Raw genomic sequence first — 25,017 nt, 5'->3', positions numbered from 1 at the left:
CGCCGCCTACAGCCAGTTCACGATTTCCCGTAGGGTGCGCCACGCGCACCAATACCCCCAGAAAAGATCGCCGCCAGGCTCTAGAGCATCGTCGGCGCGCGTTCGCACAGGCGCTTGAGGGCCGCCACCCAGCTCGGGTGATCGTTGAGACAAGGCACCAGCTGCAGGCTCTCGCCGCCGGCCGCCTGGAACTGCTCACGGCCGCGGTCGCCGATCTCCTCCAGGGTCTCGATGCAATCGGCGACGAAAGCCGGGCACATCACCAGCAGCTTCTTCACCCCCTGCCCGGCCAGCTCGTCGAGGCGGGTCTCGGTGTAAGGCTCGATCCACTTGGCCTTGCCCAGGCGCGACTGGAAGGACACCGACCATTGCTCGGGACGCAGCCCCAGGCGCGCCGCGAAGGCCTCGGCACTGCGCAGGCACTGGGCGCGGTAGCAGGTGGCGAGCACCTCGGCCGGTGCCGTGCGGCAGCAGTCGGCGCCCTTCAGGCAGTGGCCGCTGGGGTCGAGCTTGTGCAGGTGGCGTTCGGGCAGGCCGTGGAAGCTCAGCAGCAGGTGGTCGAAGTCCTGCTCCAGGTGGGGCTTGGCGCTGTCCACCAGGGCATCGAGGTACTCCGGCTGGTCGTAGAACGGCGGCAGGATGGCGAAGTCCAGCTTCAGGCGCTGGTCACGCACCACCCGCTTGGCCTCCTCGATCACCGTGGTCACCGTGCTGTCGGCGAACTGCGGATAGAGCGGCGCCAGGGTCACCTGGCGAATGCCCTGGGCGGCCAGCCGGGTCAGCACCGACTCGATCGACGGCTCGCCGTAGCGCATCGCCAGCTCCACCGGCCCCTGGCCCCAGTGCCCGCGCATCGCCTCCTGCAGGCGCCGGCTCAGCACCACCAGGGGCGAGCCCTCGTCCCACCAGATAGACGCATAGGCATGGGCCGACTGCGCCGGACGCTTGATCAGGATCAGCGACACCAGCAACCGGCGCAGCGGCCAGGGCAGGTCGATGACGTAGGGGTCCATGAGGAATTGATTGAGGTAGCGTCGCACATCGGCCACGTCGGTCGATGCCGGGGAGCCCAGGTTGACCAGCAGCAGGGCGTGATCGGTCATAAACAGTCCTATTCAATGGCGGCCGGCCAGAAGATCCTCGAGGGCCGCATCCAGATCGGTAAAGCGAAATCGAAAGCCCGCCGCCTCCAGGCGCGCCGGCAGCGCGCGCTGCCCACCGAGCAGCAGCTCGGACAGCTCGCCCAGGGTGGCGCGCAGCACGAAAGCCGGGGCGGGCAGGATCGCCGGGCGGTGCAAGGCTTTGCCCAGCGCCTGGGCGAACTCGGCGTTGCGCACCGGCGCCGGCGCGCAGGCATTATAGGGACCCGCGGCCTGCTGCTGGTGCAGGAGAAAATCAATCAGGCCGATTTGGTCGTCCAGGTGGATCCACGGCATCCACTGTCGGCCGTCGCCCAGCGGCCCACCCAGGCCGAGCCTGAACGGCAGCAGCAGGCGCTTGAGCATGCCGCCTTCCCTGGCCAGCACCAGGCCGGTGCGCACCAGCACCACGCGGATGCCCATGGCCTCGGCGCGCTGGGCGGTCTCCTCCCAGGCGCCGCACAGCTGGGCGGCGAAGTCGTCGGTGACTTGGGGGTTGTCCTCGAGCAGTTCGCGTTCGCCGCCATTGCCGTACCAGCCGACCGCCGAGCCGGACAGCAACAGCTGCGGTTTCTGCCCGCGTTGCCCCAGCCAGGCCAGCAGCTGCTCGGTGAGGCCGATCCGGCTGGCCCACAGCAGGGTCTTGCGCTTGCGCGTCCAGGGCCGATCGGCGATCGGCGCGCCAGCCAGGTTGATCACCGCATCCAGCGGCTCCTCACCCAGCTCCTCGAGGCGGCCGATGCCGCGCACCGCGGCGCCACACAGGCTCGATACCCGCTGCGGACTGCGGCTCCACACGGTCAGCTGGTGGCCCTGGGCAAGCCAGTGGCGGCACAGGGCACGTCCGATCAAACCGGTACCGCCGGTCAGCAATATGTGCATGGCATCTTCCTCGCATGGCGTAACAGCGGGTTATCGCCCTAGTCTGTTTTATAAGAGGGCACGTGCCTTTTATCCCCAGGCAGGTTGTCCTAAATATAGAGAGACGGCCGAGGAACCGCACAAGTTTATACACAACTATAATATTGTATAGCTTTTGTCTAAAGCGTAATCTCGCGCTCTAGCACATGAGGTAGACCATGACAGCACTCGCCCCCATCGCCATCATCGGCACCGGCATGGCCGGATTGTCGGCCGCCCAGACCCTGCACGCCGCGGGCCACGAGCTGCAGTTGTTCGACAAGAGTCGCGGCAGCGGCGGGCGCATGGCCAGCAGGCGCAGCGACGCCGGCGCCCTCGATCTGGGCGCGCAGTACTTCACCGCGCGCGACCGCCGCTTCGTCGAGGCGGTCCAGCAGTGGCAGGCCCGCGGCTGGGTCGCCGAATGGCAACCGAGCCTCTACCACTACCGCGACGGCCAGCTCGCCTCCTCGCCGGACGAGCAGCTGCGCTGGGTCGGCATCCCACGCATGAGCGCGATCACCCGCGCCCTGCTCGGCGCCCTGCCGGTGCACTTCTCCTGCCGCATCACCGAGGTGTTCCGCGGTGAACAGTACTGGCACCTGCAGGATGCCGACGGGCGCAGCCACGGCCCCTTCAGCCATGTCCTGATCGCCACCCCGGCGCCCCAGGCCAGCGCCCTGCTGGCCAGCGCCCCCAAGCTCGCCGCGGCCGCCGCCAGCGTGCCGATGGAGCCGACCTGGGCCGCCGCGCTGGCCTTCGACAGCCCCCTGGACACCGATGTGGAGGGCTGCTTCGTGCACGACAGCCCCCTCGACTGGCTGGCGCGCAACCGCAGCAAGCCCGGCCGCGAGACCACCCTGGACACCTGGGTGCTGCACGCCAGCAGCAGCTGGAGCAAGCAGCACCTGGACCTGCCCAAGGAAGATGTGATCGAGCACCTGCTCGGCGCCTTCGCCGAGATGATCGGCTGCACCGTGCCGGCGCCGTCCTTCAGCCTGGCCCATCGCTGGCTCTATGCCCGCCCGGGCAACGCCCACCAGTGGGGCGCGCTGGCCGATGCCGACCTGGGGCTGTATGCCTGCGGCGACTGGTGCCTGTCCGGTCGCGTCGAGGGCGCCTGGCTGAGCGGCCACGAGGCGGCGCGCAAGCTGCTCGGCCACCTGCAGTGAGCGGAGCCGGAGCGGGACGATGAACGCCGGGTTGCCGCGCCACCGCCTCAATCCGCGCAAGCTGCTGCTGTCCAAGTGGACAGCGGTGCAGCCACAGAACCGCGAGAAGCACTTCCTGGTCATCGAACTGCTGCGCGACGAGGACGACAACGTCGTCGCGGTCGAGCTGCAGGCGGTGCTCAGTCAACGCAACCAGCGCCTGCCCTGGCGCGCCCTGCAGGACGCCCGGCACTGGCGCATGGGCTGGCAGTAACCCCCCTCCCCACACACGACCTATACAAATCTTGTACAAAATACTTGTACAAGGCCAGCCCCACTCCTATGATGGACACAGGTTGTACAGGAAATATTACCTGTACAAGTCTTCATCGGAGGTCGCGCCATGTCCCTTGCCCAAGCCCACCACGCCAGACCCAAGCTCGGCATCAGCGCCTGCCTGCTGGGCAACACCGTGCGCTACAACGGCGGGCACAAGGAATCGCGCCTGTGCAGCCAGGTACTCGGTGAACACTTCGACTTCGTCCCCCTGTGCCCGGAGGTCGCCATCGGCCTCGGCACGCCGCGCGAACCCATCCGCCTGGTCGGTGATCCGCAGGCGCCGCGCGCAGTCGGCACGGTCGACCCGACCCTGGATGTGACCGAACGCCTGGCGGCCTACGGTGCGCGCATGGCCGAGGAACTGGACGGCATCTGCGGCTACATCCTGATGCAGAAGTCGCCGTCCTGCGGCATGGAACGGGTCAAGGTCTACCAGGACCGCGGCCGGCCCAGCGAGGCCAGTGGCCGGGGCATCTTCGCCAACGCCCTGATCGCACGGCACCCGGATCTGCCGGTGGAAGAAGATGGCCGGCTCAACGACCCGGTGCTGCGCGAGAACTTCCTCACCCGGGTATTCGCCTACGCCGAATGGCAGCGCCTGCTGCACGAGGGCCTGACGCGCAAGACCCTGATCGCCTTCCACTCGCGCTACAAGTACCTGCTGATGGCCACCGCGCCGTTGCAGTACAAGGCCCTCGGCCGACTGCTCGGCGACCTCGGCCGGCATGACCTGGCGCAACTGGCGCCGCGCTACTTCAGCGAGCTGATGGCCGCCTTGAAGCAGTGCGCCACCCGCGGCACCCACAGCAACGTGCTGCAGCACCTGTGCGGCTACCTGAAGCAGGGCCTGAGCCGCGAAGAGCGCCAGGAGATGCACCAGCTGATCGGCCAGTACCGCGACGGCATGGTGCCGCTGGTGGTGCCGCTGACCCTGCTCAAGCACCATTTCCGCCGCCACCCGGACGCCTACGTGGCGCAGCAGGCCTACCTGCAGCCCCATCCGGAAAACCTCAGCCTGCGCAACGCCCTATGAACGGCGAAGCCCGCCCTGCTGCCCCCGGCGGCGACCCGGCCAGCGAGGCGCTGGGCGAGGGCCTGCTGCCGATCCGCGAGGTGGCGCGGCTGACCGGCGTCAATGCCGTCACCCTGCGCGCCTGGGAGCGCCGCTATGGCCTGATCGTGCCGCACCGCACCGCCAAGGGCCATCGACTCTACTCCGAAGCGCACATCGCTCGGGTCCAGGCGATCCTTACCTGGCTCGAGCGCGGCGTCTCGGTCAGCCAGGTCAAGGGCCTGCTGCAAGCGGAACGCAGCGCGCCGGAGGAAAACCTGTCGCAGTGGGGTCAGAAGCGCGACCAGCTGCTGGCGGCCATCGGCGACCTGGCCGAACGCCGCCTCGACGACTGCTTCAATGGCGAAATGGCGCTGTACCCGCCGCAGACCCTGTGCCAGCAACTGCTACTGCCGCTGCTGCAGGCCCTGGAACTGCGCTGGCGCGGCCAGTTCGGCGCGGAGCTGGAGCGGGTGTTCTTCCTCTCCTGGCTGCGCAGCAAGCTCGGCGCGCGCCTGTACCACAACAACCGCCTGCATGGCGGCGCGCCGGTGCTGTTGATCAACCTATGCGAACCGCCGATGGAGCCCGGCCTGTGGCTCAGCGCCTGGTTGGCCAGCAGTGCCGGGCATGCGGTGGAAGTGTTCGACTGGCCGGTGCCGACCGCCGAGCTGGGCCTGGCCCTGGAACGCATCCGCCCCTGCGCCCTGCTGCTGTACGCCAGCCAGGCCCTCGACGGCCAGCAGCTGCCACGCCTGCTCGGCGCCGGCCGCTGCCCCACGGTGCTGGCCGGGCCGGCGGTACGCATTCATCGACAGGCCCTGGCCGAACTGACCGCCGCGCGCGCCGACCTGCGCCTGGCGGAAGACCCGCTGGCGGCGCTGCGAGCGCTGGACCAGCTCAACCTACAGGCCCCTTCACAGGTGACCCCATGCGGCAAATGATCTGGCTGCGCAGCGACCTGCGCGTACGCGACAACAGCGCCCTGGCCGCCGCCATGGCGGCCGGGCCGACCGTGGCGCTCTATCTGCTCAGCCCCGGCCAGTGGCAGCGGCACGACGACGCGCCGTGCAAGGTCGACTTCTGGCTGCGCAACCTGGCCGAGCTGTCCACCGCCCTGGGCCGGCTCAACGTGCCGCTGCTGATCCGCCAGGCCGACAGCTGGGACGCCGCGCCCGACGTGATAGGCGCGCTGTGCCGCGAGCTGCGGATCAGCACCGTGCGGGTCAACGAGGAGTACGGGATCAACGAGCAGCGCCGCGACCAGGCCGTGGCCCGGCGCCTCGACGAACAGGACGTGGCCTTCCACGGTCACCTCGATCAGCTGCTGTTCCAGCCGGGCAGCCTGCTGACCCAGTCCGGCGGCTACTTCAAGGTCTACAGCCAGTTCCGCAAGCTCTGCTACCAGCGCCTGCACACCGCCCTGCCGCCCCTGCTGCCGACCCCGGCGGCGCAGGCGCCCCTGGCGCTCGCGAGCGATGCCGTGCCCGCCGCTGTCGCCGGTTTCGGCCCGGCGGCCGAGGCGCTGCGCCAGCTCTGGCCGGCCGGCGAGGCCAGCGCCCATGAGCGCCTGGCACGCTTCGCCGACGAGCAGATCGACTACTACCAGGACGCCCGCGACATCCCCGCCAAGCCCGGCACCAGCCAGCTGTCGGCCTACCTCGCCGCCGGCGTGCTGTCGCCGCGCCAGTGCCTGCACGCCGCCCTGCAGGTCAACCAAGGCGAATTCGATGGCGGCAACAACGGCGTCGTCACCTGGATCAACGAGCTGCTCTGGCGCGAGTTCTACAAACACATCCTGGTCGGCTACCCGCGCGTCTCGCGGCACCGCGCCTTCCGCCCCGAGACCGAGGCGCTGCCGTGGCGCGACGCCCCGGACGAGCTCGCCGCCTGGCAGCAGGGCCGCACCGGCTTCCCGCTGATCGACGCGGCGATGCGCCAGCTGCACGCCACCGGCTGGATGCACAACCGCCTGCGCATGGTCGTGGCCATGTTCCTGACCAAGAACCTGCTGATCGACTGGCGCGCCGGCGAGCGCTACTTCATGCGCCAGCTGATCGACGGCGACCTGGCGGCCAACAACGGCGGCTGGCAATGGAGCGCCTCCACCGGCACCGACGCGGTGCCCTACTTCCGCCTGTTCAACCCGGTCAGCCAGTCGCGGCGCTTCGATCCCCAGGGCCGCTTCATCCGCCACTGGCTGCCGGAGCTGGCCGGGCTCGACGACAAGGCCATCCATGACCCGAGCACGGTGCGCGGCGGGCTGTTCGACTCGCTCGACTATCCACGGCCGATCGTCGACCTCAGCCACAGTCGCGAACGGGCCCTGGCGGCCTTCAAGAACCTGCCGCCGCTGCTTCGGGAGGCCAGCTGATGAGCGACTTCCTGCGCCGCTTCGCCAAGGACTTCGCCAGCCTCGACAAGGACAACCTCGAGCGCCTGGGCCAGCTGTACAGCGACGATGCGCTGTTCTGCGATCCACTGCACGAGGTGCGCGGGCTGGACAACCTGCACCGCTACTTCGCCCAGCTGTACGCCAACGTCAGCGACCTGCGCTTCGACTTCTACGGCTTCGACCAGGTCCGCGAGGGCGAGGGCTACCTGCGCTGGACCATGAGCTACCGCCATCCACGCCTGGCCGGTGGCCAGCTGATCCGGGTGGAGGGCTGCTCCCATCTGTTGTGGAACGGCAAGGTCCATCGCCACCGCGACTATTTCGACGCCGGCGCCCTGCTCTACGAGCACGCGCCCCTGATCGGCCGGCTGATCCGCTGGCTGAAGCGGAGGTTGGCATGAACAGCGAATCGCGACGCATCTGGCTCACCGGCGCCAGCAGTGGCATCGGCGCCGCCCTGGCCGAACTGCTGCTCAAGGCTGGCCACCGCCTGGCGCTCAGCGCGCGCCGCCCGGGTCCGCTGCGCGCCCTGGCCGACCGTTATCCACAACAGGTGCTGCTGGCCCCCGGCGATCTCGGCGACGCCGAGCAGGTGCGCGACATCGGCGAGCGCATCGCTTCGCGCTGGGGTGCCCTGGATACCCTGCTGCTCAATGCCGGCACCTGCGAATACGTCGATGCCCGGACCTTCGAGGCGGCGATGATCGAGCGGGTGATGCGGGTCAACCTGTTCGCCGCCAGCTACTGCATCGAGACCGCCCTGCCGCTGCTGCGCCGCGGCTGGCAGCCGCACCTGGTCGGCGTCGGCAGTTCGGTGACCTACCTGGCCCTGCCCCGCGCCGAGGCCTACGGCGCCTCCAAGGCCGGCCTGCGCTACCTGCTGGAGGCGCTGCGCATCGACCTGGCCGACGAAGGCATCGACGTCACCCTGGTCAGCCCAGGCTTCGTCGACACGCCCCTGACCCGGCAGAACGACTTCCCCATGCCGATGCGCTGGCCGGTGCAGCGGGCGGCCGCCCATATCGCCAGCCGCCTGGACAAGCGGCCACTGGAGATCGCCTTCCCGCGGCCGTTCATCGCCGCGCTGCGGCTGCTCGCCCACCTGCCGGGGCGCCTGCAACTGGCCATCGGCCGACGCATGGCGCGCCGCGAAACATCGTCGAAGGAACGCCCATGAAGATCGCCATCATCGGCAGCGGCATCGCCGGCCTGACCAGCGCCTACCTGCTCAACCGGCGTCACGACATCAGCCTGTTCGAGGCCGGCGACTGGGTCGGCGGCCATACCCATACCGTCGATGTGCGGGTGGACGGTCGCGACTACGCCATCGATACCGGCTTCATCGTGTTCAACGACTGGACCTATCCCAACTTCATCCGCCTGCTCGACCGGCTCGGCGTCGCCTCCAGAGCCACCGAGATGAGCTTCTCGGTGCGCGATCCGCACAGCGCCGTGGAATACAACGGCAACAACCTCAACAGCCTGTTCGCCCAGCGCCGCAACCTGCTGTCGCCGGTATTCTGGGGCATGCTGCGCGACATCCTGCGCTTCAACCGCGAAGCCCTCGCCGACCTCGGCACCGGGCGCATGGAGGCGCATGTCACCCTCGGTGATTACCTGCAGCGTGGCGGCTACGGCAGCCGTTTCATCGAGCACTACATCGTGCCAATGGGCGCGGCGATCTGGTCCATGTCCCTGGCCGAGATGCTCCACTTCCCCCTGCAGTTCTTCGTGCGCTTCTTCAAGAACCACGGCCTGCTGTCGGTCAGCGACCGCCCGCAATGGCGGGTGATCGAAGGCGGCTCGCGCAGCTATGTGGCGCCGCTCAGCGCCCCCTTCGCCGAGCGCATCCGCCTGAACTGCCCGGTGCAGCGCATCGAGCGCTACGAGACGGGCGTGACCCTGCACAGCGCCGCCGGCACGGAACGCTTCGACAAGGTGGTGCTGGCCTGCCACAGCGACCAGGCCCTGGCCCTGCTGGCCCAGCCGAGCCAGGCCGAGCGGGAGATCCTCGGCGCCCTGCCCTACGCCGACAACGATGTGGTGCTGCACACCGACACCCGCCTGCTGCCCCGGCGCCGCCTGGCCTGGGCCAGCTGGAACTATCGACTGGGCGGGCCGAGCGAGCAGGCGGCGGCGGTGACCTACAACATGAACATCCTCCAGGGCATCCACAGCGACACCACTTTCTGCGTCAGCCTCAACCAGACCGCGGCGATCGACCCGGACAAGATCCTCGGCCGCTACCGCTACGCCCATCCGCAGTACAGCCTGGCCGGCATGGCCGCCCAGGCGCGCTGGCAGGAGTTGCTCGGCGCCCAGCACAGCTACTACTGCGGCGCCTACTGGGCCAACGGTTTCCACGAGGACGGGGTGGTCAGCGCCCTGCGCGTGGCCCGCGCCTTCGGCGAGGAACTCTGATGCACAGCGCCCTGTACAGCGGCTGGGTGCAGCACCGGCGCTTCGCCCCCAGGAGCCATAGCTTCCGCTACCGCATGGGCCTGCTGTACCTGGACCTGGCCGAGCAGGAGCAGGTGCTGGCACTCTCGCCCCTGGCCGGCGGCGGTCGCTGGGCGCCCTTCGCCTTCCGCGAAAGCGACTACCTGCCGGAATTCACCAGGCACGGCATGCGCCTGGTCGACGCGGTACGCCAGCGGGTCGCCGAGGCCCTGGGCGAGGCGCCCGGGGGGGCGATCCGCCTGCTGACCCAACCGCGCAGCTGGGGCCTGGCGTTCAATCCGGCGAGCTTCTTCTACTGCTTCGAGGCCGACGGGCGCCTGGCGGCGGTCCTCTGCGAAGTCAGCAACACGCCCTGGCGCGAGCGTTACCACTACGTGCTGCCGGCACAAGGCGCGGGCCAGCAGCACGTCGCCGTGGCCAAGGCCTTCCACGTCTCGCCGTTCCTGCCCCGCGAACTGCAATACCGCATGAGCTTCGCCGCGCCCGGCCAGCGCCTGGGCCTGCACATGGCCGACTGGCAGGGCGAGGACAAGCTGTTCGACGCCAGCCTCAGCCTGCAGCGCGAGCCCCTCGACCGCGCCAGCCTGCACCGCTACCTGCTGCGCTTCCCCTGGATGACCGGCAAGACCCTCGCCGCCATCTACTGGCAGGCCCTGCGCCTGCTGCTCAAACGCACTCCCCTGTTCAGCCACCAGGTCGCGGACGACGGCTTCCGCACGGCCCGGGCACACGCGAAGGACGTATCCCATGAAAAGCACTAGCCCAACCACCGGAAAATACTCCCTGGTCGCCGGCCAGGGCCTCGGCGCCGGCCTGCTGCGCCGCGCCGTGCTGCACCAGCTGAGCCAGCTGCGCCATGGCCACCTGCTGATCATCGAGGGCGAGCAGCGCCTGGCGTTCGGCGACCCGCAGGCCAGCCTCAGCGCGCAGATCGAGGTGCTCGACGGCGCCGTCTGGGGGCTGGTCGCCGGCAACGGTTCGATTGGCGCGGGCGAGGCCTTTATCCATGGCTACTGGAGCAGCCCGGACCTGACCGCGGTGGTGCGCGTGTTCGTCAGCAACCTCGAGGTGCTCGATGCCCTGGAGGGCGGCCTGGCCCGCCTCGGCCGGCCGCTGATCCAGGGCCTGCACTGGCTCAACCGCAACACCCGGCGCGGCTCGCGCAAGAACATCGCCGCCCACTACGATCTGGGCAATGCACTGTTCGAGCAGTTCCTCGACCCGACCATGATGTATTCCGCGGCGCAGTTCGAGGGCCCCGACGACAGCCTGGAGCAGGCCCAGCTGAACAAGCTCGAACGCATCTGCCAGAAGCTGGCCCTGCGCCCCGACGACCACCTGCTGGAGATCGGCACCGGCTGGGGCAGCATGGCGATCTATGCGGCCAGCCACTATGGCTGCCGGGTCACCACCACCACCCTGTCCCGCGAGCAGTACGACTACACCGCCCGGCGCATCGCCGAGCAGGGCCTGGGCGAGCGCGTCACCCTGCTGCTGGAGGACTACCGCGACCTCGCCGGCCAGTACGACAAGCTGGTGTCGATCGAGATGATCGAGGCGGTCGGCCACCGCTTCCTGCCCACCTACTTCCAGCAGTGCGCGAAGCTGCTCAAGGACGACGGCCTGATGCTGCTGCAGGCCATCACCATCCGCGACCAGCGCTATGCGCAGGCCAGGCGCAGCGTCGACTTCATCCAGCGCTATATCTTTCCCGGCGGCGCCCTGCCCTCGCTGCAGAAGATGCTGGAGATAGTCGGCAGCCGCACCGACCTGAACCTGCATCACATGGAGGATTTCGGCCTGCACTACGCCCGCACCCTGCGCCTGTGGCACGACAACCTGCGCCAGGCGCGGCACAAGCTGGAGCAACTCGGCTACGACGAGCACTTCTACCGCTTGTGGGAGTTCTACCTGTGCTATTGCGAGGGCGGCTTCATCGAGCGCACCATCGGCACCGCTCAACTGCTGCTGGCCAAGCCGGCGGCGCGACCGCAACCGCTACTGGGACGCCTGGATGCCTAAACTGATCGCCAACGCCCTGCTGTTCCAACTCGGCTGGCTGGCCTGCGTGCTGGGCGGCGGCCCCTGGCTGCTGCTGGTGGCCCTGGCCGTCGCGGTGCACCTGCTGTGGACCGCCAGCTGGGCCGCCGAAGGCAAGCTGCTGTTCAGCGTGTTCCTCGCCGGCAGCGCCCTGGACAGCTTTCTGCTCAACCTCGGGGTGTTCGACTTCGGCGAGCCGCGCACCCTGATCCCGCTGTGGCTGGCGCTGCTCTGGCTGCTGCTGGCGACCACCCTCAACCACTGCCTGGCCTGGACGGCGCAACCCTGGTGGCGTGGCAGCCTGCTCGGCGCCGTCGGCGGGCCGCTGTCCTACTATGCCGGCGCCCAGCTGGCCGACGTCACCCTGCCCTATGGCACCTGGCCGACCCTGGCCCTGGTGGCGCTGATCTGGGCCCTGGTGATGCCCGTGCTGCACGGTTTCGCCAGGCTCTATCGCAGCCAGTACCAGCAGAGCCTGCGCGCGCGCCGGTCGGCTTGAGCGCCGCAGCGACCATGGCTGGCGTACACTGCGGCCCATGAGTCATCTCCCGCCCATTGCCCACACCCAACTGCCCGATGAGCCGGCCGTCAGCTGCTCGAACTGCGCCGCCTGCTGCTGCCAGCTGGAAGTCATGCTGATCAGCGACACCGGCGTGCCGCAACGCTTCATCGGCACCGATGCCTGGGGTGGCGAGGTGATGCGCCGCCTCGACGACGGCTGGTGCGCGGCCCTGGACCGCGACAGCATGCGCTGCAGCATCTACGAACAGCGCCCGCAGATCTGCCGTGATTTCGAGATGGGCTCGGGCGAGTGCCTGGAAGAACGCCAGGGCATGGCCGGCATCTATCGCTGAGGGTGCCCCGCCGAAACGAAAAAACCGGGCCATGGCCCGGTTTTTTTCGATCTGACGCCGCGCCTCAGAAACCCATGCGGTAATGCAGGGTATAGGCCTCGATGCCATTGTTCGGCTCCTTGAGCCCGGCATTGGAGTAGTGCCAGGCGCGCAGGCCAACCTCCTGGTCGGCGAAACGCAGGCCGACGCCGAGGCGATCCTCGAACTGGAAGGACGAACCCAGTTTGCTGCCCTCCAGCTCGGTGCTGGAGAAGAAGGCCACGCCGATGCCGGCCTCGATGTAGGGCCGCACGTTGTCCCCGGCGAACTCATAAACGAACACTGGCGAGAACGACAGGCTGTGGTTGCTGGCCGACTCATCGCCTTGCCAGTAGGTGTAGCCGGCATCCCAGTAGCCGCCGAGATGGCCGGTGCCGCTTTCCAACCAGCGGCTGCTGAAGTCGAACTGGGTACCGAGACGGTAGACCATGGTCGACTCGTCGGTGCTGCCTACGGAGAAGGTCACATCGGCCGCCTGCGCCGACACCACTGATCCCATGGTCACGGCTGCAAGGGCAGCCAAAGCGAACAACTTCTTCATTGTAAATTTCCTTTTATCACCAGGTCCGGGGCATCCCCGTGCAGTCACCTGAAAGTATCGAAGTCTTGGTTATTAATACAAGCAGACTATTGCATAACAGCATCGCCGCCCGGGGCTGTCAAAGCCGGCTGACGTCCGCCGCATCGCCCCAGAGCAGTGGCAGCACCGCCTGCATCTGCCCGGGATCGCCACTGCTCCAGAAGCGCCCGGCCCGCGCCGGACCAGCGGCCAGCAGCCGCTGCTCGTCGAGACGCCGTTGCAACTGCCGAGCAACCGCCGCGCCGGTATCGATCAGACTGACCGAAGCCGGCAGCAGTTCGCGCAGCAATGGCTTGATAAAGGGGTAATGGGTGCAGCCGAGGATCAGCGTATCGCAGCCCTCGGCCAGCAGCGGGGCGACGAAGCCCTGGAGCAGCTCGCGGGTCGCCGCGCCGTCCAGCTCGCCGGCCTCGATGCACTCCACCAGACCCGGGCAGGGCTGGGTCACCACCCGCACGTCGCTGGCGAAGCGGTCGAGCAAGGCGGCGAACCTGGCGCTCTTCAGGGTGCCGGTGGTGGCCAGCACGCCCACCACCCCGGCGCGGGTCGCCGCCGCCGCCGGCTTGACCGCCGGCTCCATGCCGATGATCGGCAGCTGCGGGTACAGCTCGCGCAGCTCGGCAATACCGGCCACGGTGGCGGTGTTGCAGGCCAGCACCAGCGCCTTGGCGCCCTGCCCGAGGAGAAAATCGGCGATCGTCCGGCAGCGCTCGCGGATGAATTCCGGGCTCTTCTCGCCGTAGGGCACATGGCCGCTGTCGGCCACGTAGAGCAGGGACTCAGATGGCAGCAGGGCGCGGATCTCGCGCAGCACCGAGAGGCCGCCGACGCCGGAGTCGAATACCCCGACCGGCGCGTTATCGGCCATGGCCACCGCCACAGACGCTGCAGGCCGGATCGCGCCTGACCCGCAGTTCGCGAAAACGCGAGCCCAGGGCATCGACCAGCAGCAACCGACCGATCAGCGGCTCGCCGAAGCCGGCCAGCAGCTTCAACGCCTCCAGCGCCTGCAGGCTGCCGACCAGGCCCACCAGCGGACCGACCACCCCGGCTTCGCTGCAGGTCAGCTCGGCCTCGCTGCCATGGCCGTACAAGCAGTGGTAGCAGGGGCTGTCGTCGCGACGCGGGTCGAACACCGACAACTGCCCTTCCAGGCGGATCGCCGCGCCGCTGACCAGGGGCTTGCGCGCGGCGACGCAGGCGGCATTGACCGCCTCGCGGGTGGCGAAGTTGTCGCAGCAGTCCAGCACCAGATCTACCGCCGCCACCGCCGCGGCCAGCGAGTCGGCATCCAGGGCGGTGCGGTGCGCCTGCAGGCGTACCTGCGGGTTGAGCGCCGCCAGCCGCGCCATGGCCGAGTCGACCTTGCCCTGGCCGATGCTCGGGCTGTCGTGGACGATCTGTCGCTGCAGGTTGGTCAGGTCCACCGCGTCGAAGTCCGCCAGGTGCAGCTCGCCGACACCGGCCGCCGCCAGGTACAGCGCCACCGGCGAGCCGAGGCCGCCGAGGCCGACGATCAGCACGCGGCTGCCCTTGAGACGCAGCTGCCCTTCGATATCGATCTGCGCCAGGAGAATCTGCCGGCTGTAGCGCAGCAGCTCCTCATCGTTCAGCGTGTTCGGCTCATTCATGGTGAAAACGTCCCAGACTGATGCGTTCATGGCCACCCAGGTCGCGCCGGCTCTGCACCTCGACGAACCCGCGCGCGCTCAGCAGGCTGCGGACCGCCGCGGCCTGCTGGAAACCATGCTCGAGCAGCAGCCAGCCGCCCGCTTCGAGGTGCTCCGGGGCCCGGGCGACTATCTCGCGGATATCGTCCAGGCCATCGGCGCCGGCGACCAGCGCGCTGCTCGGCTCGAAGCGCAGGTCGCCCTCGCGCAGATGCTGGTCATCGGCGGCGATATAGGGTGGGTTACTGAGGATCATGGCATAGCGCCCGGCGCCCAAAGCGGCGAACCAGTGGCTGGCGCAGAAGGCGGCATTGTTCAGTTTCAACCGCTGGCGGTTGCGTTCGGCCAGGGCCACCGCCTCGGGCACCCGGTCCACGCCGGTGACCCGCCAGGCCGGCCGTTCGGCGGCCAGGGCCAGGGCGATGGCGCCGCTGCCGGTGCCGAGGTCGAGCACGCTGGCCGGCGTCGCCGGCAGCAGCGCTAGGGCGGTCTCCACCAGCAGTTCGGTGTCCGGGCGGGGAATCAGGGTATGCGGCGCCACTTCCAGCTCCAGGCTCCAGAAGCCCTGCTGGCCGAGGATATAGGCCACCGGCTCGCCAGCGCGGCGGCGCGCCAGGTCGGCGGCAAAGCGCTCGGCCTGCGCGGCCTCGACTTCGCGCTCCGGCCAGGTGTGCAAGTAGCTGCGCGACTTGCCCAGGGCGCTGGCCAGGAGCAGCTCGGCATCCAGCCGCGGGGTCGGCGAGTCGGGCAGCTCGGCCGCGCTCAACAGGGATTCGATGCTGGCCATATTCCTCTCGTAGGGTGGTTGGTGCGCGCGGCGCACCCTACATGGCACGCCGTAGGGAGCACTATGCGCACCACTGGACTCAATCGCCCAGCGCGGCCAGCTGGTCGGCCTGGTACTCGGCCAGCAGCGGCTCGATCACCGCATCGACGCCGCCGGCGATGACCTCGGACAGCGAATACAGGGTCAGGTTGATGCGGTGATCGGTGACCCGGCCCTGGGGAAAATTGTAGGTGCGGATGCGCTCGGAACGGTCGCCGGAGCCGACCAGCAGCTTGCGCGTGTCGGAGATCTCCTTGTGCGCGGCGGCCTCCTGCTGGTCCTTGAGCTTGGCGGCGAGCCAGGCCATGGCCTTGGCGCGGTTCTTGTGCTGCGAGCGCTCCTCCTGGCATTCGACCACGATGCCGGTGGGAATGTGGGTGATGCGGATCGCCGAGTCGGTGGTGTTGACGTGCTGGCCACCGGCGCCGGAGGAGCGGTAGGTGTCGACCCGCAGGTCCGCCGGGTTGATCTCGATCGCCGCCTGCTCATCCGGCTCCGGCAGCACCGCCACGGTACAGGCGGAGGTGTGGATACGGCCCTGGGACTCGGTTTCCGGCACGCGCTGCACGCGGTGGGCGCCGGACTCGAACTTCAGCTTGGCGTAGACGTTGTCGCCCTCGACCCGGGCGATCACCTCCTTGTAGCCGCCGTGCTCGCCCTCGTTGGCCGACAGCACCTCGACCCGCCAGCCCTGCTTCTCGGCATAGCGCGAGTACATGCGGAACAGGTCGCCGGAGAAGATCGCCGCCTCGTCGCCGCCGGTACCGGCCCGCACCTCGAGGTAGACGTTGCGCCCGTCGTTGGGGTCCTTGGGCAGCAGCATGCGCTGCAGACGGTCTTCCAGCTCGAGCAGCTGGGCCTTGGCGCTGGCCACTTCTTCCTCGGCCATCTCGCGCAGGTCCGGGTCGCTGTCCTTGAGCAGCGCCTGGGCGCCCTCGAGGTCGCCCTGCACCTTGCAGAACTCGCGAAACGCCAGGATCACCGGTTCGATCTCGGCGTACTCCTTGGAATAGGCGCGGAACTGGCTCTGCTTGCTTATGACTTCGGCATCACCGAGCAGCGCGGTCAATTCTTCGAAACGATCCTGCAGCAAGTCGAGTTTGTTGATCAGTGAAGCTTTCATCACAGGCCTTTGTCGGACGGCACGCCCTCATCGAGGGCAAAGAGTTCCTGAGCCACGGCCAGCGCATCGATGCGGCCGTCGGCGGAGAGTTTCTTCAGCTGCACGCTGGGCGCGTGCAGCAGCTTGTTGGTCAGCCCGCGGGCCAGCTGGGCCAGCACCTCTTCGGCCGAGGCGCCCCGGCCGAGCAGGCGCACGGCCTTGGCCAGTTCCTCGTCGCGCAGGCGCTCGGCCTGCTGGCGATAGGCCCTGAGCACATCCACCGCGGCCAGCTCGCGCAGGCGCAGCATGAAGTCCTCGGCCCCGGCACTGACCAGCTCCTCGGCGGCCTGGGCGGCGCCCTGGCGGCTCTTGAGGTTTTCCGCGATGACCTCGTGCAGGTCGTCGACGGTATAGAGATAGACGTCGTCGAGCTTGCCGACCTGGGGCTCGATGTCCCGCGGCACGGCGATGTCGACCATGAAGATCGGCTTGTGCTTGCGCCGCTTCAGCGCGCTTTCCACCGCACCCTTGCCGAGGATCGGCAGCTGGCTGGCGGTGGAGCTGATGACGATGTCGCTGTGCACCAGTTCCTGGGGAATGTCCGAGAGCAGCACGGCGTGGGCGCCGAACTGCTCGGCCAGGCTGCTGGCCCGCTCCAGGGTGCGGTTGGCCACGACGATGCGCTTGACGCCCTGCTCGTATAGATGACGGGCAACCAGGGTGATGGTCTCGCCGGCGCCGATCAGCAGCGCCTGGCTGTCGTGCAGGTCGCTGAAGATCTGCTTGGCCAGGCTGACGGCGGCGAAGGCCACCGACACCGGGTTCTCGCCGATCGCGGTATCGGTACGCACCTGCTTGGCGGTGCTGAAGGTGGCCTGGAACAGCCTGCCGAGCAGCGGCCCCAGGGTACCGGCCTCGCGGGCCACGGCGTAGGCCGACTTCATCTGGCCGAGGATCTGCGGCTCGCCGAGCACCATGGAGTCCAGCCCGGAGGCCACCCGCATCATGTGGCGCACCGCCGCGTCGTCCTGGTGCACATAGGCACAGGCGCGCAGGTCATCGAGGCTGAGCTGGTGAAACTCGGCCAGCCAGGCCAGCACCGCGTCGGCCGCCAGGCTGTCCTGCTCGAGGTACAGCTCGCTGCGGTTGCAGGTCGAGAGGATCGCCGCCTCGCGGCTCGCCGTGCGCAGGCACAGCTGCTGCAAGGCTTCAACCAACTGCTCGGGGGTGAAGGCCACGCGTTCGCGGACGTCCACCGAGGCGGTTTTGTGGTTGATGCCGAGGGCGATGAAGGCCATGCAAGGTCGCTGACAGAAGAGGGAAGCGCGCAATTGTCCTACTTCGCCGGTACGAGAACAACCACCGCCGACCACTGTCCTAGCCAAGCGTGTGCGCCACTGCAGCGCCGTGAGGCCTGCCCCATGGGCTTGCCCTACGGCTTGTGTCATGATGCCCCGACCGCAGGTTAGTCGTCTTTGCCCCTATGAATAGATCCTTCGCGTTACTGACCGCCCTGGCCTTGCTGGGCGGCTGCCAAGTGCTCAGCCCTGCCGTTCCGGACGGCACGCCGCCCGTGGAGGAGGCCTCCCCGGCAACGCAAGCGCCGACGCCCAAGGAATATGCCTCGTTCAGCCAGGAAACCCTGTTCGCCCTGCTCACCGCCGAGCTGGCCGGGCAGCGCAACCGCTTCGATATCGCCCTGGGCAACTACGTGCAGCAGGCCAACGCCACCCAGGACGCCGGGGTCGCCGAGCGCGGCTTCCGCATCGCCGAATACCTCGGTGCCGAGCAGGCGGCCCTGGATACCGCGCTGATCTGGGCGAAGAACGCTCCCGACAACCTCGACGCCCAGCGCGCCGCCGCCGTGCAACTAGCCCGCGCCGGGCGCTACGACGAGTCCATGCACTATATGGAAAGCGTCCTGCAACGCCAGGGCGATACCCATTTCGACTTCCTCGCCCTGTCCGCCGCAGAAACCGACCCGGACACCCGCGCCGGCCTGCTGCAAAGCTTCGACCAGCTGCTGGAAAAGCACCCGGACAACGGCCAACTGCTGTTCGGCAAGGCCCTGCTGCTGCAGCAGGACGAGCGCCCCCAGGAGGCCCTAGAGCTGCTCGAGGAGCAGGCCGCCAAGCTCGACAACGTGGCGCCACTGCTGCTGCGCGCGCGCCTGCTGCAGGGCCTCGAGCGTGGCGATGAAGCGCTGCCACTGCTGGAGCGGGGCCTCAAGCGCCACCCGGAGGATAAGCGCCTGCGCCTGACCTACGCGCGCATGCTGGTCACCCAGGACCGCCTGGAGGACGCCAAGGGCGAGTTCGCCAAGCTCCTGCAGCAATTCCCCACGGATGATGACCTGCGCTTCTCCCTGGCACTGGTCTGCCTGGAAGCGGAAGCCTGGAAAGAGGCCATCGTCTACCTGCAGGAACTGGTCGAGCGTGGCAGCCATGTCGACGCCGCCCACTTCAATCTGGCCCGTGCCTATGAGGCGCTGAAGAAGCCGAAGAACGCGCTGATGGAGTACGCCCTGGTCGGCCCCGGCAACGACTACCTGCCGGCCCAGGCGCGCCAGACCGAACTGCTGCTGGCCGAGCAGCGCGGCGAAGAGGCCTCGACACGCCTGCGCAAGGCGCGCGAAGCGCAGCCCGACTACGCCATCCAGCTGTACCTGATCGAATCGGAAGCCTTATCCAAGCAGCAGCAGCACGAAACCGCCTGGACCCTGATCGCGCAGGCGCTCGAGCAGTTCCCGGACGACCTCAACCTGCTCTACACCCGCGCCATGCTGGCGGAGAAGCGCGACGACCTGGGCCAGCTGGAACGGGACCTGCGCTTCATCATCGAGCGCGAGCCGGACAATGCCATGGCGCTCAATGCCCTCGGCTACACCCTGGCCGACCGCACCACGCGCTACGCCGAGGCGAAGGAACTGATCGAGCTGGCCTACCAGATCAGCCCGGACGACCCGGCGATTCTCGACAGCCTGGGCTGGGTCAACTATCGCCTGGGCAACCTGGACGAGGCCGAGCGCCTGCTGCGCCAGGCCCTGCGCAGCTTCCCCGACCATGAGGTCGCCGCCCACCTCGGTGAAGTGCTCTGGGCCCAGGGCAAGCAGCGCGAGGCCAGGAAAGTCTGGGCCGGCGCCCTCAAGGATCAACCCGACAGCACCGTGTTGCGTAGCACCCTGCTGCGCCTGACCGGCTCCGAGACCCTGTGATGCTCGCCCGTACCCTCATCCTCCTCAGCCTGTCCATCCTGCTCGCCGGTTGCGCCGGCCTGACCTCCCGCGAAGCGCTCGAAGGCGCCGGCGATCCGGCCCGCTGGAAGCTGCACAAGCAGCAGGTCAGCACCCTCGACGCCTGGCAGATCAGCGGCAAGGTCGGCATCCGTGCCCCGCGCGACTCCGGCAGCGGCACGCTGTTCTGGCTGCAGCGCCAGGACTACTACGACATTCGCCTGTCCGGCCCCCTGGGCCGCGGCGCCGCCCGCCTGACCGGGCGGCCGGGGGCGATCCTCCTGGAAGTGGCCAACCAGGGCCGCTATCAGGCCGCCTCGCCGGAAGCCCTGCTGCAACAGCAGCTGGGCCTGAACCTGCCGGTCTCGCATCTACTCTGGTGGATCCGCGGCCTGCCCTCGCCCGACAGCAGGAGTCGCGTCACCCTGGACGGCGACAGCCGCCTGGCGCAACTGAAGCAGGACGGCTGGCAGGTCGACTACCTGCGCTACACCGAGCAGAACGGCTACTGGCTGCCCGAGCGCATCAAGCTCGACGGCCACGACCTGCAGGTCACCCTGGTGATCAAGGACTGGCAACCGCGCCAGCTCGGCCAATGATCCAGCCGGCCATTCCCGCCGCCGCCCAGCTGACCCTGCCGGCGCCGGCCAAACTCAACCTGATGCTGCACGTCCTCGGTCGCCGCGCCGACGGCTACCACGAGCTGCAGACCCTGTTCCAGTTCCTCGACCATGGCGACCAGCTGGGCTTCGCCCTGCGCGACGACGGACAGATCCGCCTGCACACCGAGATATCCGGCGTGGCGCACGACAGCAACCTGATCGTGCGTGCCGCCCGGCAGTTGCAGCGGCAGTCGGGCTGTCCACTGGGCGCCGACATCTGGCTGGACAAGCAGCTGCCCATGGGCGGCGGCATCGGTGGCGGCAGCTCGGATGCCGCCACCACCCTACTCGGCCTCAACCAGCTCTGGCAGCTGGACTGGGACGAGGACCGCCTGGCCGCGCTGGGCCTCGGCCTCGGCGCCGACGTGCCGGTGTTCGTGCGCGGCCGCGCCGCCTTCGCCGAGGGCGTCGGCGAGAGACTCACCCCGGTCGAGCTCGCCGAACCCTGGTTTCTCGTGGCCATCCCGCAAGTGCTTGTCAGCACAGCGGAAGTTTTCTCCGACCCCGAGTTGACACGCGATACGCCGCCCATTAAAGTTCGCAGCCTTCTTGAGGGGGGTGGTCGTAACGACTGCCAGCCGGTTGTCCAGAAGCGTTACCCAGCTGTTCGTAACGCTTTGATCTTGTTGAACAAATTTGTTCCAACTAGATTAACCGGCACTGGAGCTTGTGTGTTTGGGAGCTTCCCAAACCGGGACGATGCTGATAAAGTCGCCCGCCAACTTCCAGCCGCTTTGCCGAGCTTTGTCGCTCAAGGTCGCAACATCTCGATGTTGCATCGAAAGCTCGCAGCTCTGGCCAAGAAGTGAATGCGTAAGAGTGAGTTGTACTAGGGGCGTCGCCAAGCGGTAAGGCACCAGGTTTTGATCCTGGCATGCGTTGGTTCGAATCCAGCCGCCCCTGCCATCAACGCCACAGGCGTTGTGAGTACGACTGACAGCATTGGGTTACACACGATACAGGGGCGTCGCCAAGCGGTAAGGCACCAGGTTTTGATCCTGGCATGCGTTGGTTCGAATCCAGCCGCCCCTGCCATTTCTATACTCATCCAGGTATACCCTCAGCCGGCAGGTACTGCGCGTGTCCAAGATGATGGTCTTTACGGGGAACGCTAACCCCGATCTGGCGCGACGTATTGTTCGTCAGCTGCACATCCCCCTCGGCGATGCCTCTGTCGGTAAGTTCTCCGACGGCGAAATCAGCATTGAAATCAACGAAAACGTCCGCGGTAAAGACGTCTTCCTGATCCAGCCGACGTGCGCGCCAACCAACGACAACCTGATGGAACTGGTGGTAATGGCCGACGCCTTCCGCCGCTCCTCGGCCACTCGAATCACCGCTGTCATCCCCTACTTCGGCTATGCCCGCCAGGATCGCCGTCCGCGCTCCGCCCGCGTGGCTATCAGCGCCAAGGTAGTGGCCGACATGCTCACCGTTGTAGGCATCGACCGTGTTCTCACCGTCGACCTGCACGCGGACCAGATCCAGGGCTTCTTCGATATCCCGGTCGACAACATCTACGGCTCGCCCGTACTGGTCGACGATATCGAAGATCAGCGCTTCGACAACCTGATGATCGTTTCCCCGGATATCGGCGGCGTGGTGCGTGCGCGCGCCGTGGCCAAGTCCCTGGGCGTGGACCTGGCGATCATCGACAAGCGTCGCGAGAAGGCCAACCACTCCGAGGTGATGCACATCATCGGCGACGTGGAAGGCCGCACCTGCATCCTGGTCGACGACATGGTGGACACCGCCGGCACCCTGTGCCACGCGGCCAAGGCCCTGAAGGAACATGGCGCCGCCAAAGTCTTCGCCTATGCCACGCACGCCGTGCTGTCGGGTCGCGCCATCGAGAACATCGAGAATTCCGTGCTGGACGAGCTGGTGGTGACCAACACCATCCCGCTGTCCGCCGCCGCGCAATCCTGCTCGCGTATTCGCCAGCTGGATATCGCACCGGTAGTCGCTGAGGCGGTCCGCCGCATCAGCAATGAAGAATCGATCAGCGCGATGTTCCGTTAACCCGGAATCACCGCTGAACGAAATGCGCCCCGCCTCGAGCGGGGCTTTTTGCCCAACCGTCCGGTCGCTGGTCGCAAGCGTGAAGGACGGTTTGGTTATTTTGGAGAAATGAAATGACTGAATTTGCCCTGAATGCCGAAGTGCGTTCCGACCTGGGGAAAGGTGCGAGCCGCCGCCTGCGTCGTAACGCCAGCCTGGTTCCTGCCGTAATCTACGGTGGCGAGAAAGCCCCGCAATCGATCAGCCTGCTGGCCAAGGACTTCGCCAAGCTGCTGGAGAACGAAGCGGCCTTCAGCCACGTTCTGACCTTGAACGTCGCCGGCAGCAACGAAAGCGTCCTGATCAAGGCGCTGCAGCGTCACCCGGCCAAGGGCTTCGTCCTGCATGCCGACTTCCAGCGCGTGATCGCTGGCCAGAAGCTGACTGCTCACGTTCCGCTGCACTTCCTCAACGAAGAAACCGCAGTCGGCGTCAAGCAGAGCGGCGGCGAAATCTCCCACACCCTGGTGGAAGTGGAAGTTTCCTGCCTGCCGAAGGACCTGCCGGAGTTCATCGAAGTTGACCTGGCCAAGGTCGAGCTGGGCCAAGTCGTTCACCTGTCCGACCTGACCCTGCCGAAGGGCGTCGAGCTGGTGGCACTGGCTCACGGCAACGACCTGGCCGTGGCCAACATCCACGCTTCCCGCGTGGTGAAGGAAGAAGACGAAGCTGAAAGCAAAGTCGAAGACGAAGAAGGTGAAGGCGCTGCCGAGTAACCCTCGCACCGCCGAAAACAGCCCGGCCACCTCGGTGGCCGGGCTATTTTCACTAAAGGGCTCCTGACATGACCGCCGTACAACTGATCGTTGGCCTGGGTAATCCCGGCCCCGAATACGACCAGACCCGGCACAATGCGGGGGCCCTTTTCGTTGAGCGCCTGGCGGCCAGCCAGGGCGCCAACCTGAGCGTCGATCGCAAGTATTTCGGCCTGGTGGGCAAGTTCAGCCACCAGGGCCGCGACGTTCGCCTGTTGATCCCCACCACCTACATGAACCGCAGCGGCCAGGCCGTGGCGGCGCTGGCGAAATTCTTCCGCACCCCCCCGGAAGCGATCCTGGTGGCTCACGACGAACTCGACATGCCCCCCGGCATCGCCAAACTCAAACAGGGTGGCGGGCACGGCGGACATAACGGGCTGCGCGACATCATCGCCCAGCTCGGTAATCAGAATAATTTCTATCGCCTGCGGCTCGGCATCGGCCACCCCGGGCACAGCAGCATGGTTTCCGGCTACGTGCTCGGCCGCGCGCCGCGCAGCGAGCAGGAACTGCTCGATACCAGCATCGATTTCGCCCTCGGCGTGCTACCGCAAATGCTCGCCGGCGACTGGTCCAAGGCCATGCAGCAACTGCACAGCCAGAAAGCCTGACCTTCTCCCCACCGAATTCACCTCCGCGAGGAACACACCATGGGATTCAACTGCGGCATCGTCGGCCTGCCCAACGTCGGCAAGTCTACCCTGTTCAATGCCCTGACCAAGGCCGGGATCAGCGCGGAGAACTTCCCCTTCTGCACCATCGAGCCGAACAGCGGCATCGTGCCCATGCCCGATGCGCGCCTGGACGCCCTGGCGGCCATCGTCAAGCCGGAGCGGGTGATCCCCACCACCATGGAATTCGTCGACATCGCCGGCCTGGTCGCCGGCGCCTCCAAGGGTGAGGGCCTGGGCAACAAGTTCCTCGCCAACATCCGTGAGACCGACGCCATCGCCCACGTGGTGCGCTGCTTCCAGGACGACAACGTGATCCACGTGGCCAATACCGTCGACCCCAAGCGCGACATCGAAATCATCGAGCTGGAACTGATCTTCGCCGACCTCGACAGCTGCGAGAAGCAGCTGCAGAAAGTCCAGCGCAACGCCAAGGGCGGCGACAAGGAAGCCGTGGCGCAGAAGGCCCTGCTGGAGAAGCTGATCCCGCACTTCAGCGAAGGCAAGCCGGCGCGCACCCTGCTGAAGACCCTGGGCGACGAGGAGAAGCAACTGGTCCGGGGCTTCCACCTGCTCACCAGCAAGCCGGTGATGTACATCGCCAACGTCGCCGAAGACGGCTTCGAGAACAACCCGCTGCTCGACGTGGTCAACGCCATCGCCGCCGAGGAAGGCGCCATCGTCGTCCCGGTGTGCAACAAGATCGAAGCGGAAATCGCCGAGTTGGAAGACGGCGAGGAGAAGGACATGTTCCTCGAGTCCCTGGGCCTGGAAGAGCCCGGCCTGAACCGGGTGATCCGCGCCGGCTACGAACTGCTCAACCTGCAGACCTACTTCACCGCCGGGGTCAAGGAAGTGCGCGCCTGGACCGTTCGCGTCGGCGCCACCGCGCCGCAGGCCGCTGCAGTGATCCACACCGACTTCGAGAAAGGCTTCATCCGCGCCGAGGTCATCGCCTACAACGACTTCATCCAGTACAAGGGCGAAGCGGGGGCCAAGGAAGCCGGCAAGTGGCGCCTGGAAGGCAAGGAGTACATCGTCAAGGATGGCGACGTCATGCATTTCCGCTTCAACGTCTAAGCGCTTG

General features: G+C 67.5%; 27 protein-coding genes and 2 tRNA genes. 21 read left to right on the top strand and 8 right to left on the bottom strand.

Going from position 1 to position 25,017, the window contains the following annotated elements:
* Positions 1 to 80 precede the first annotated feature (80 nt).
* A complete protein-coding gene (hemH, locus tag LPB260_RS24555; protein ID WP_208708496.1) occupies positions 81 to 1,103 on the bottom strand; it encodes a ferrochelatase in 1,023 nt (340 codons plus the stop codon).
* Positions 1,104 to 1,115: 12 nt separating this feature from the next.
* The gene (locus LPB260_RS24550; protein WP_208708495.1) at positions 1,116 to 2,021 is read right to left on the bottom strand and encodes a TIGR01777 family oxidoreductase; all 906 of its coding nucleotides are present in this window, start codon (positions 2,019 to 2,021) and stop codon (positions 1,116 to 1,118) included.
* 197 nt (positions 2,022 to 2,218) lie between these two features.
* Here LPB260_RS24550 and LPB260_RS24545 point away from each other — a divergent pair, with 197 nt between their 5' ends.
* From LPB260_RS24545 to LPB260_RS24490, 12 genes are all read left to right on the top strand, one after another.
* Entirely contained in the window at positions 2,219 to 3,211 is a 993-nt protein-coding gene (locus LPB260_RS24545; protein ID WP_208708494.1) for an NAD(P)/FAD-dependent oxidoreductase, read from the top strand.
* Between the two features lie 19 nt (positions 3,212 to 3,230).
* Complete coding sequence (locus LPB260_RS24540; protein WP_208708492.1) at positions 3,231 to 3,464, top strand: TIGR02450 family Trp-rich protein; 234 nt, start codon at positions 3,231 to 3,233, stop codon at positions 3,462 to 3,464.
* Positions 3,465 to 3,593: 129 nt separating this feature from the next.
* The gene (locus LPB260_RS24535; RefSeq protein WP_208708490.1) at positions 3,594 to 4,562 is read left to right on the top strand and encodes a DUF523 and DUF1722 domain-containing protein; all 969 of its coding nucleotides are present in this window, start codon (positions 3,594 to 3,596) and stop codon (positions 4,560 to 4,562) included.
* Entirely contained in the window at positions 4,559 to 5,524 is a 966-nt protein-coding gene (locus LPB260_RS24530; RefSeq protein WP_208708488.1) for a MerR family transcriptional regulator, read from the top strand. The genes LPB260_RS24535 and LPB260_RS24530 overlap by 4 nt, the downstream gene beginning before the upstream one ends.
* A complete protein-coding gene (phrB, locus tag LPB260_RS24525) occupies positions 5,512 to 6,954 on the top strand; it encodes a deoxyribodipyrimidine photo-lyase (protein ID WP_208708486.1) in 1,443 nt (480 codons plus the stop codon). Before LPB260_RS24530 ends, phrB begins: the two co-directional genes overlap by 13 nt.
* Positions 6,954 to 7,376: a nuclear transport factor 2 family protein gene (locus LPB260_RS24520; RefSeq protein WP_208708484.1), complete on the top strand. Its 423-nt coding sequence runs from the start codon at positions 6,954 to 6,956 to the stop codon at positions 7,374 to 7,376. Before phrB ends, LPB260_RS24520 begins: the two co-directional genes overlap by 1 nt.
* The gene (locus LPB260_RS24515; protein WP_208708482.1) at positions 7,373 to 8,152 is read left to right on the top strand and encodes an SDR family oxidoreductase; all 780 of its coding nucleotides are present in this window, start codon (positions 7,373 to 7,375) and stop codon (positions 8,150 to 8,152) included. Before LPB260_RS24520 ends, LPB260_RS24515 begins: the two co-directional genes overlap by 4 nt.
* Positions 8,149 to 9,396: an NAD(P)/FAD-dependent oxidoreductase gene (locus LPB260_RS24510; protein WP_208708480.1), complete on the top strand. Its 1,248-nt coding sequence runs from the start codon at positions 8,149 to 8,151 to the stop codon at positions 9,394 to 9,396. The genes LPB260_RS24515 and LPB260_RS24510 overlap by 4 nt, the downstream gene beginning before the upstream one ends.
* Positions 9,396 to 10,196 carry a DUF1365 domain-containing protein gene (locus LPB260_RS24505; RefSeq protein WP_208708478.1) on the top strand — a complete coding sequence of 267 codons (801 nt, stop codon included), beginning with the start codon at positions 9,396 to 9,398 and terminating at the stop codon, positions 10,194 to 10,196. The genes LPB260_RS24510 and LPB260_RS24505 overlap by 1 nt, the downstream gene beginning before the upstream one ends.
* A complete protein-coding gene (locus LPB260_RS24500) occupies positions 10,183 to 11,457 on the top strand; it encodes a cyclopropane-fatty-acyl-phospholipid synthase family protein (protein WP_208708476.1) in 1,275 nt (424 codons plus the stop codon). The genes LPB260_RS24505 and LPB260_RS24500 overlap by 14 nt, the downstream gene beginning before the upstream one ends.
* Positions 11,450 to 11,974, top strand: coding sequence for a DUF2878 domain-containing protein (locus LPB260_RS24495; protein ID WP_208708474.1), 525 nt, complete (start codon positions 11,450 to 11,452; stop codon positions 11,972 to 11,974). The genes LPB260_RS24500 and LPB260_RS24495 overlap by 8 nt, the downstream gene beginning before the upstream one ends.
* A 37-nt stretch (positions 11,975 to 12,011) precedes the next feature.
* On the top strand, positions 12,012 to 12,329 hold the full coding sequence (locus LPB260_RS24490; protein ID WP_208708472.1) for a YkgJ family cysteine cluster protein: 318 nt from the start codon (positions 12,012 to 12,014) through the stop codon (positions 12,327 to 12,329).
* A gap of 64 nt (positions 12,330 to 12,393) precedes the next feature.
* On the opposite strand, the gene LPB260_RS24485 is transcribed toward LPB260_RS24490, so the two are convergent.
* The 6 genes from LPB260_RS24485 to hemA form a co-directional block, all read right to left on the bottom strand.
* Complete coding sequence (locus tag LPB260_RS24485; protein WP_208708470.1) at positions 12,394 to 12,909, bottom strand: acyloxyacyl hydrolase; 516 nt, start codon at positions 12,907 to 12,909, stop codon at positions 12,394 to 12,396.
* 118 nt (positions 12,910 to 13,027) lie between these two features.
* On the bottom strand, positions 13,028 to 13,816 hold the full coding sequence (gene murI, locus LPB260_RS24480; RefSeq protein WP_208708468.1) for a glutamate racemase: 789 nt from the start codon (positions 13,814 to 13,816) through the stop codon (positions 13,028 to 13,030).
* Positions 13,806 to 14,579, bottom strand: a complete 774-nt coding sequence (locus LPB260_RS24475; protein ID WP_208708466.1) for a molybdopterin-synthase adenylyltransferase MoeB — start codon at positions 14,577 to 14,579, stop codon at positions 13,806 to 13,808. Before LPB260_RS24475 ends, murI begins: the two co-directional genes overlap by 11 nt.
* On the bottom strand, positions 14,572 to 15,405 hold the full coding sequence (gene prmC / locus LPB260_RS24470) for a peptide chain release factor N(5)-glutamine methyltransferase (protein ID WP_208708465.1): 834 nt from the start codon (positions 15,403 to 15,405) through the stop codon (positions 14,572 to 14,574). Before prmC ends, LPB260_RS24475 begins: the two co-directional genes overlap by 8 nt.
* A 79-nt stretch (positions 15,406 to 15,484) precedes the next feature.
* On the bottom strand, positions 15,485 to 16,567 hold the full coding sequence (gene prfA, locus LPB260_RS24465; RefSeq protein WP_208708463.1) for a peptide chain release factor 1: 1,083 nt from the start codon (positions 16,565 to 16,567) through the stop codon (positions 15,485 to 15,487).
* Positions 16,567 to 17,844, bottom strand: a complete 1,278-nt coding sequence (gene hemA, locus LPB260_RS24460; protein ID WP_208708461.1) for a glutamyl-tRNA reductase — start codon at positions 17,842 to 17,844, stop codon at positions 16,567 to 16,569. The genes prfA and hemA overlap by 1 nt, the downstream gene beginning before the upstream one ends.
* 185 nt (positions 17,845 to 18,029) lie before the next feature.
* Here hemA and LPB260_RS24455 point away from each other — a divergent pair, with 185 nt between their 5' ends.
* From LPB260_RS24455 to ychF, 9 genes are all read left to right on the top strand, one after another.
* Positions 18,030 to 19,760 carry a tetratricopeptide repeat protein gene (locus tag LPB260_RS24455; protein WP_208708459.1) on the top strand — a complete coding sequence of 577 codons (1,731 nt, stop codon included), beginning with the start codon at positions 18,030 to 18,032 and terminating at the stop codon, positions 19,758 to 19,760.
* Positions 19,760 to 20,377, top strand: a complete 618-nt coding sequence (gene lolB / locus LPB260_RS24450; RefSeq protein WP_208708457.1) for a lipoprotein insertase outer membrane protein LolB — start codon at positions 19,760 to 19,762, stop codon at positions 20,375 to 20,377. Before LPB260_RS24455 ends, lolB begins: the two co-directional genes overlap by 1 nt.
* On the top strand, positions 20,374 to 21,249 hold the full coding sequence (gene ispE / locus LPB260_RS24445) for a 4-(cytidine 5'-diphospho)-2-C-methyl-D-erythritol kinase (RefSeq protein ID WP_208708455.1): 876 nt from the start codon (positions 20,374 to 20,376) through the stop codon (positions 21,247 to 21,249). The genes lolB and ispE overlap by 4 nt, the downstream gene beginning before the upstream one ends.
* 22 nt (positions 21,250 to 21,271) lie before the next feature.
* Positions 21,272 to 21,346 (top strand) — tRNA-Gln (locus LPB260_RS24440).
* Positions 21,347 to 21,400: 54 nt separating this feature from the next.
* Positions 21,401 to 21,475: transfer RNA gene (locus tag LPB260_RS24435), tRNA-Gln, on the top strand.
* A gap of 45 nt (positions 21,476 to 21,520) precedes the next feature.
* Positions 21,521 to 22,462 carry a ribose-phosphate pyrophosphokinase gene (locus LPB260_RS24430; protein WP_208708453.1) on the top strand — a complete coding sequence of 314 codons (942 nt, stop codon included), beginning with the start codon at positions 21,521 to 21,523 and terminating at the stop codon, positions 22,460 to 22,462.
* Between the two features lie 113 nt (positions 22,463 to 22,575).
* Entirely contained in the window at positions 22,576 to 23,217 is a 642-nt protein-coding gene (locus LPB260_RS24425) for a 50S ribosomal protein L25/general stress protein Ctc (RefSeq protein ID WP_208708451.1), read from the top strand.
* Positions 23,218 to 23,285: 68 nt separating this feature from the next.
* Positions 23,286 to 23,870: an aminoacyl-tRNA hydrolase gene (gene pth / locus LPB260_RS24420; RefSeq protein ID WP_208708449.1), complete on the top strand. Its 585-nt coding sequence runs from the start codon at positions 23,286 to 23,288 to the stop codon at positions 23,868 to 23,870.
* 39 nt (positions 23,871 to 23,909) lie between these two features.
* Positions 23,910 to 25,010, top strand: a complete 1,101-nt coding sequence (gene ychF / locus LPB260_RS24415) for a redox-regulated ATPase YchF (RefSeq protein ID WP_208708447.1) — start codon at positions 23,910 to 23,912, stop codon at positions 25,008 to 25,010.
* Positions 25,011 to 25,017 lie beyond the last annotated feature (7 nt).

This window comes from Pseudomonas sp. LPB0260 (genome assembly GCF_013388395.1).
Note: the sequence above shows the minus strand (reverse complement) of the source record. Positions and strands in the feature narration are given on the sequence as shown.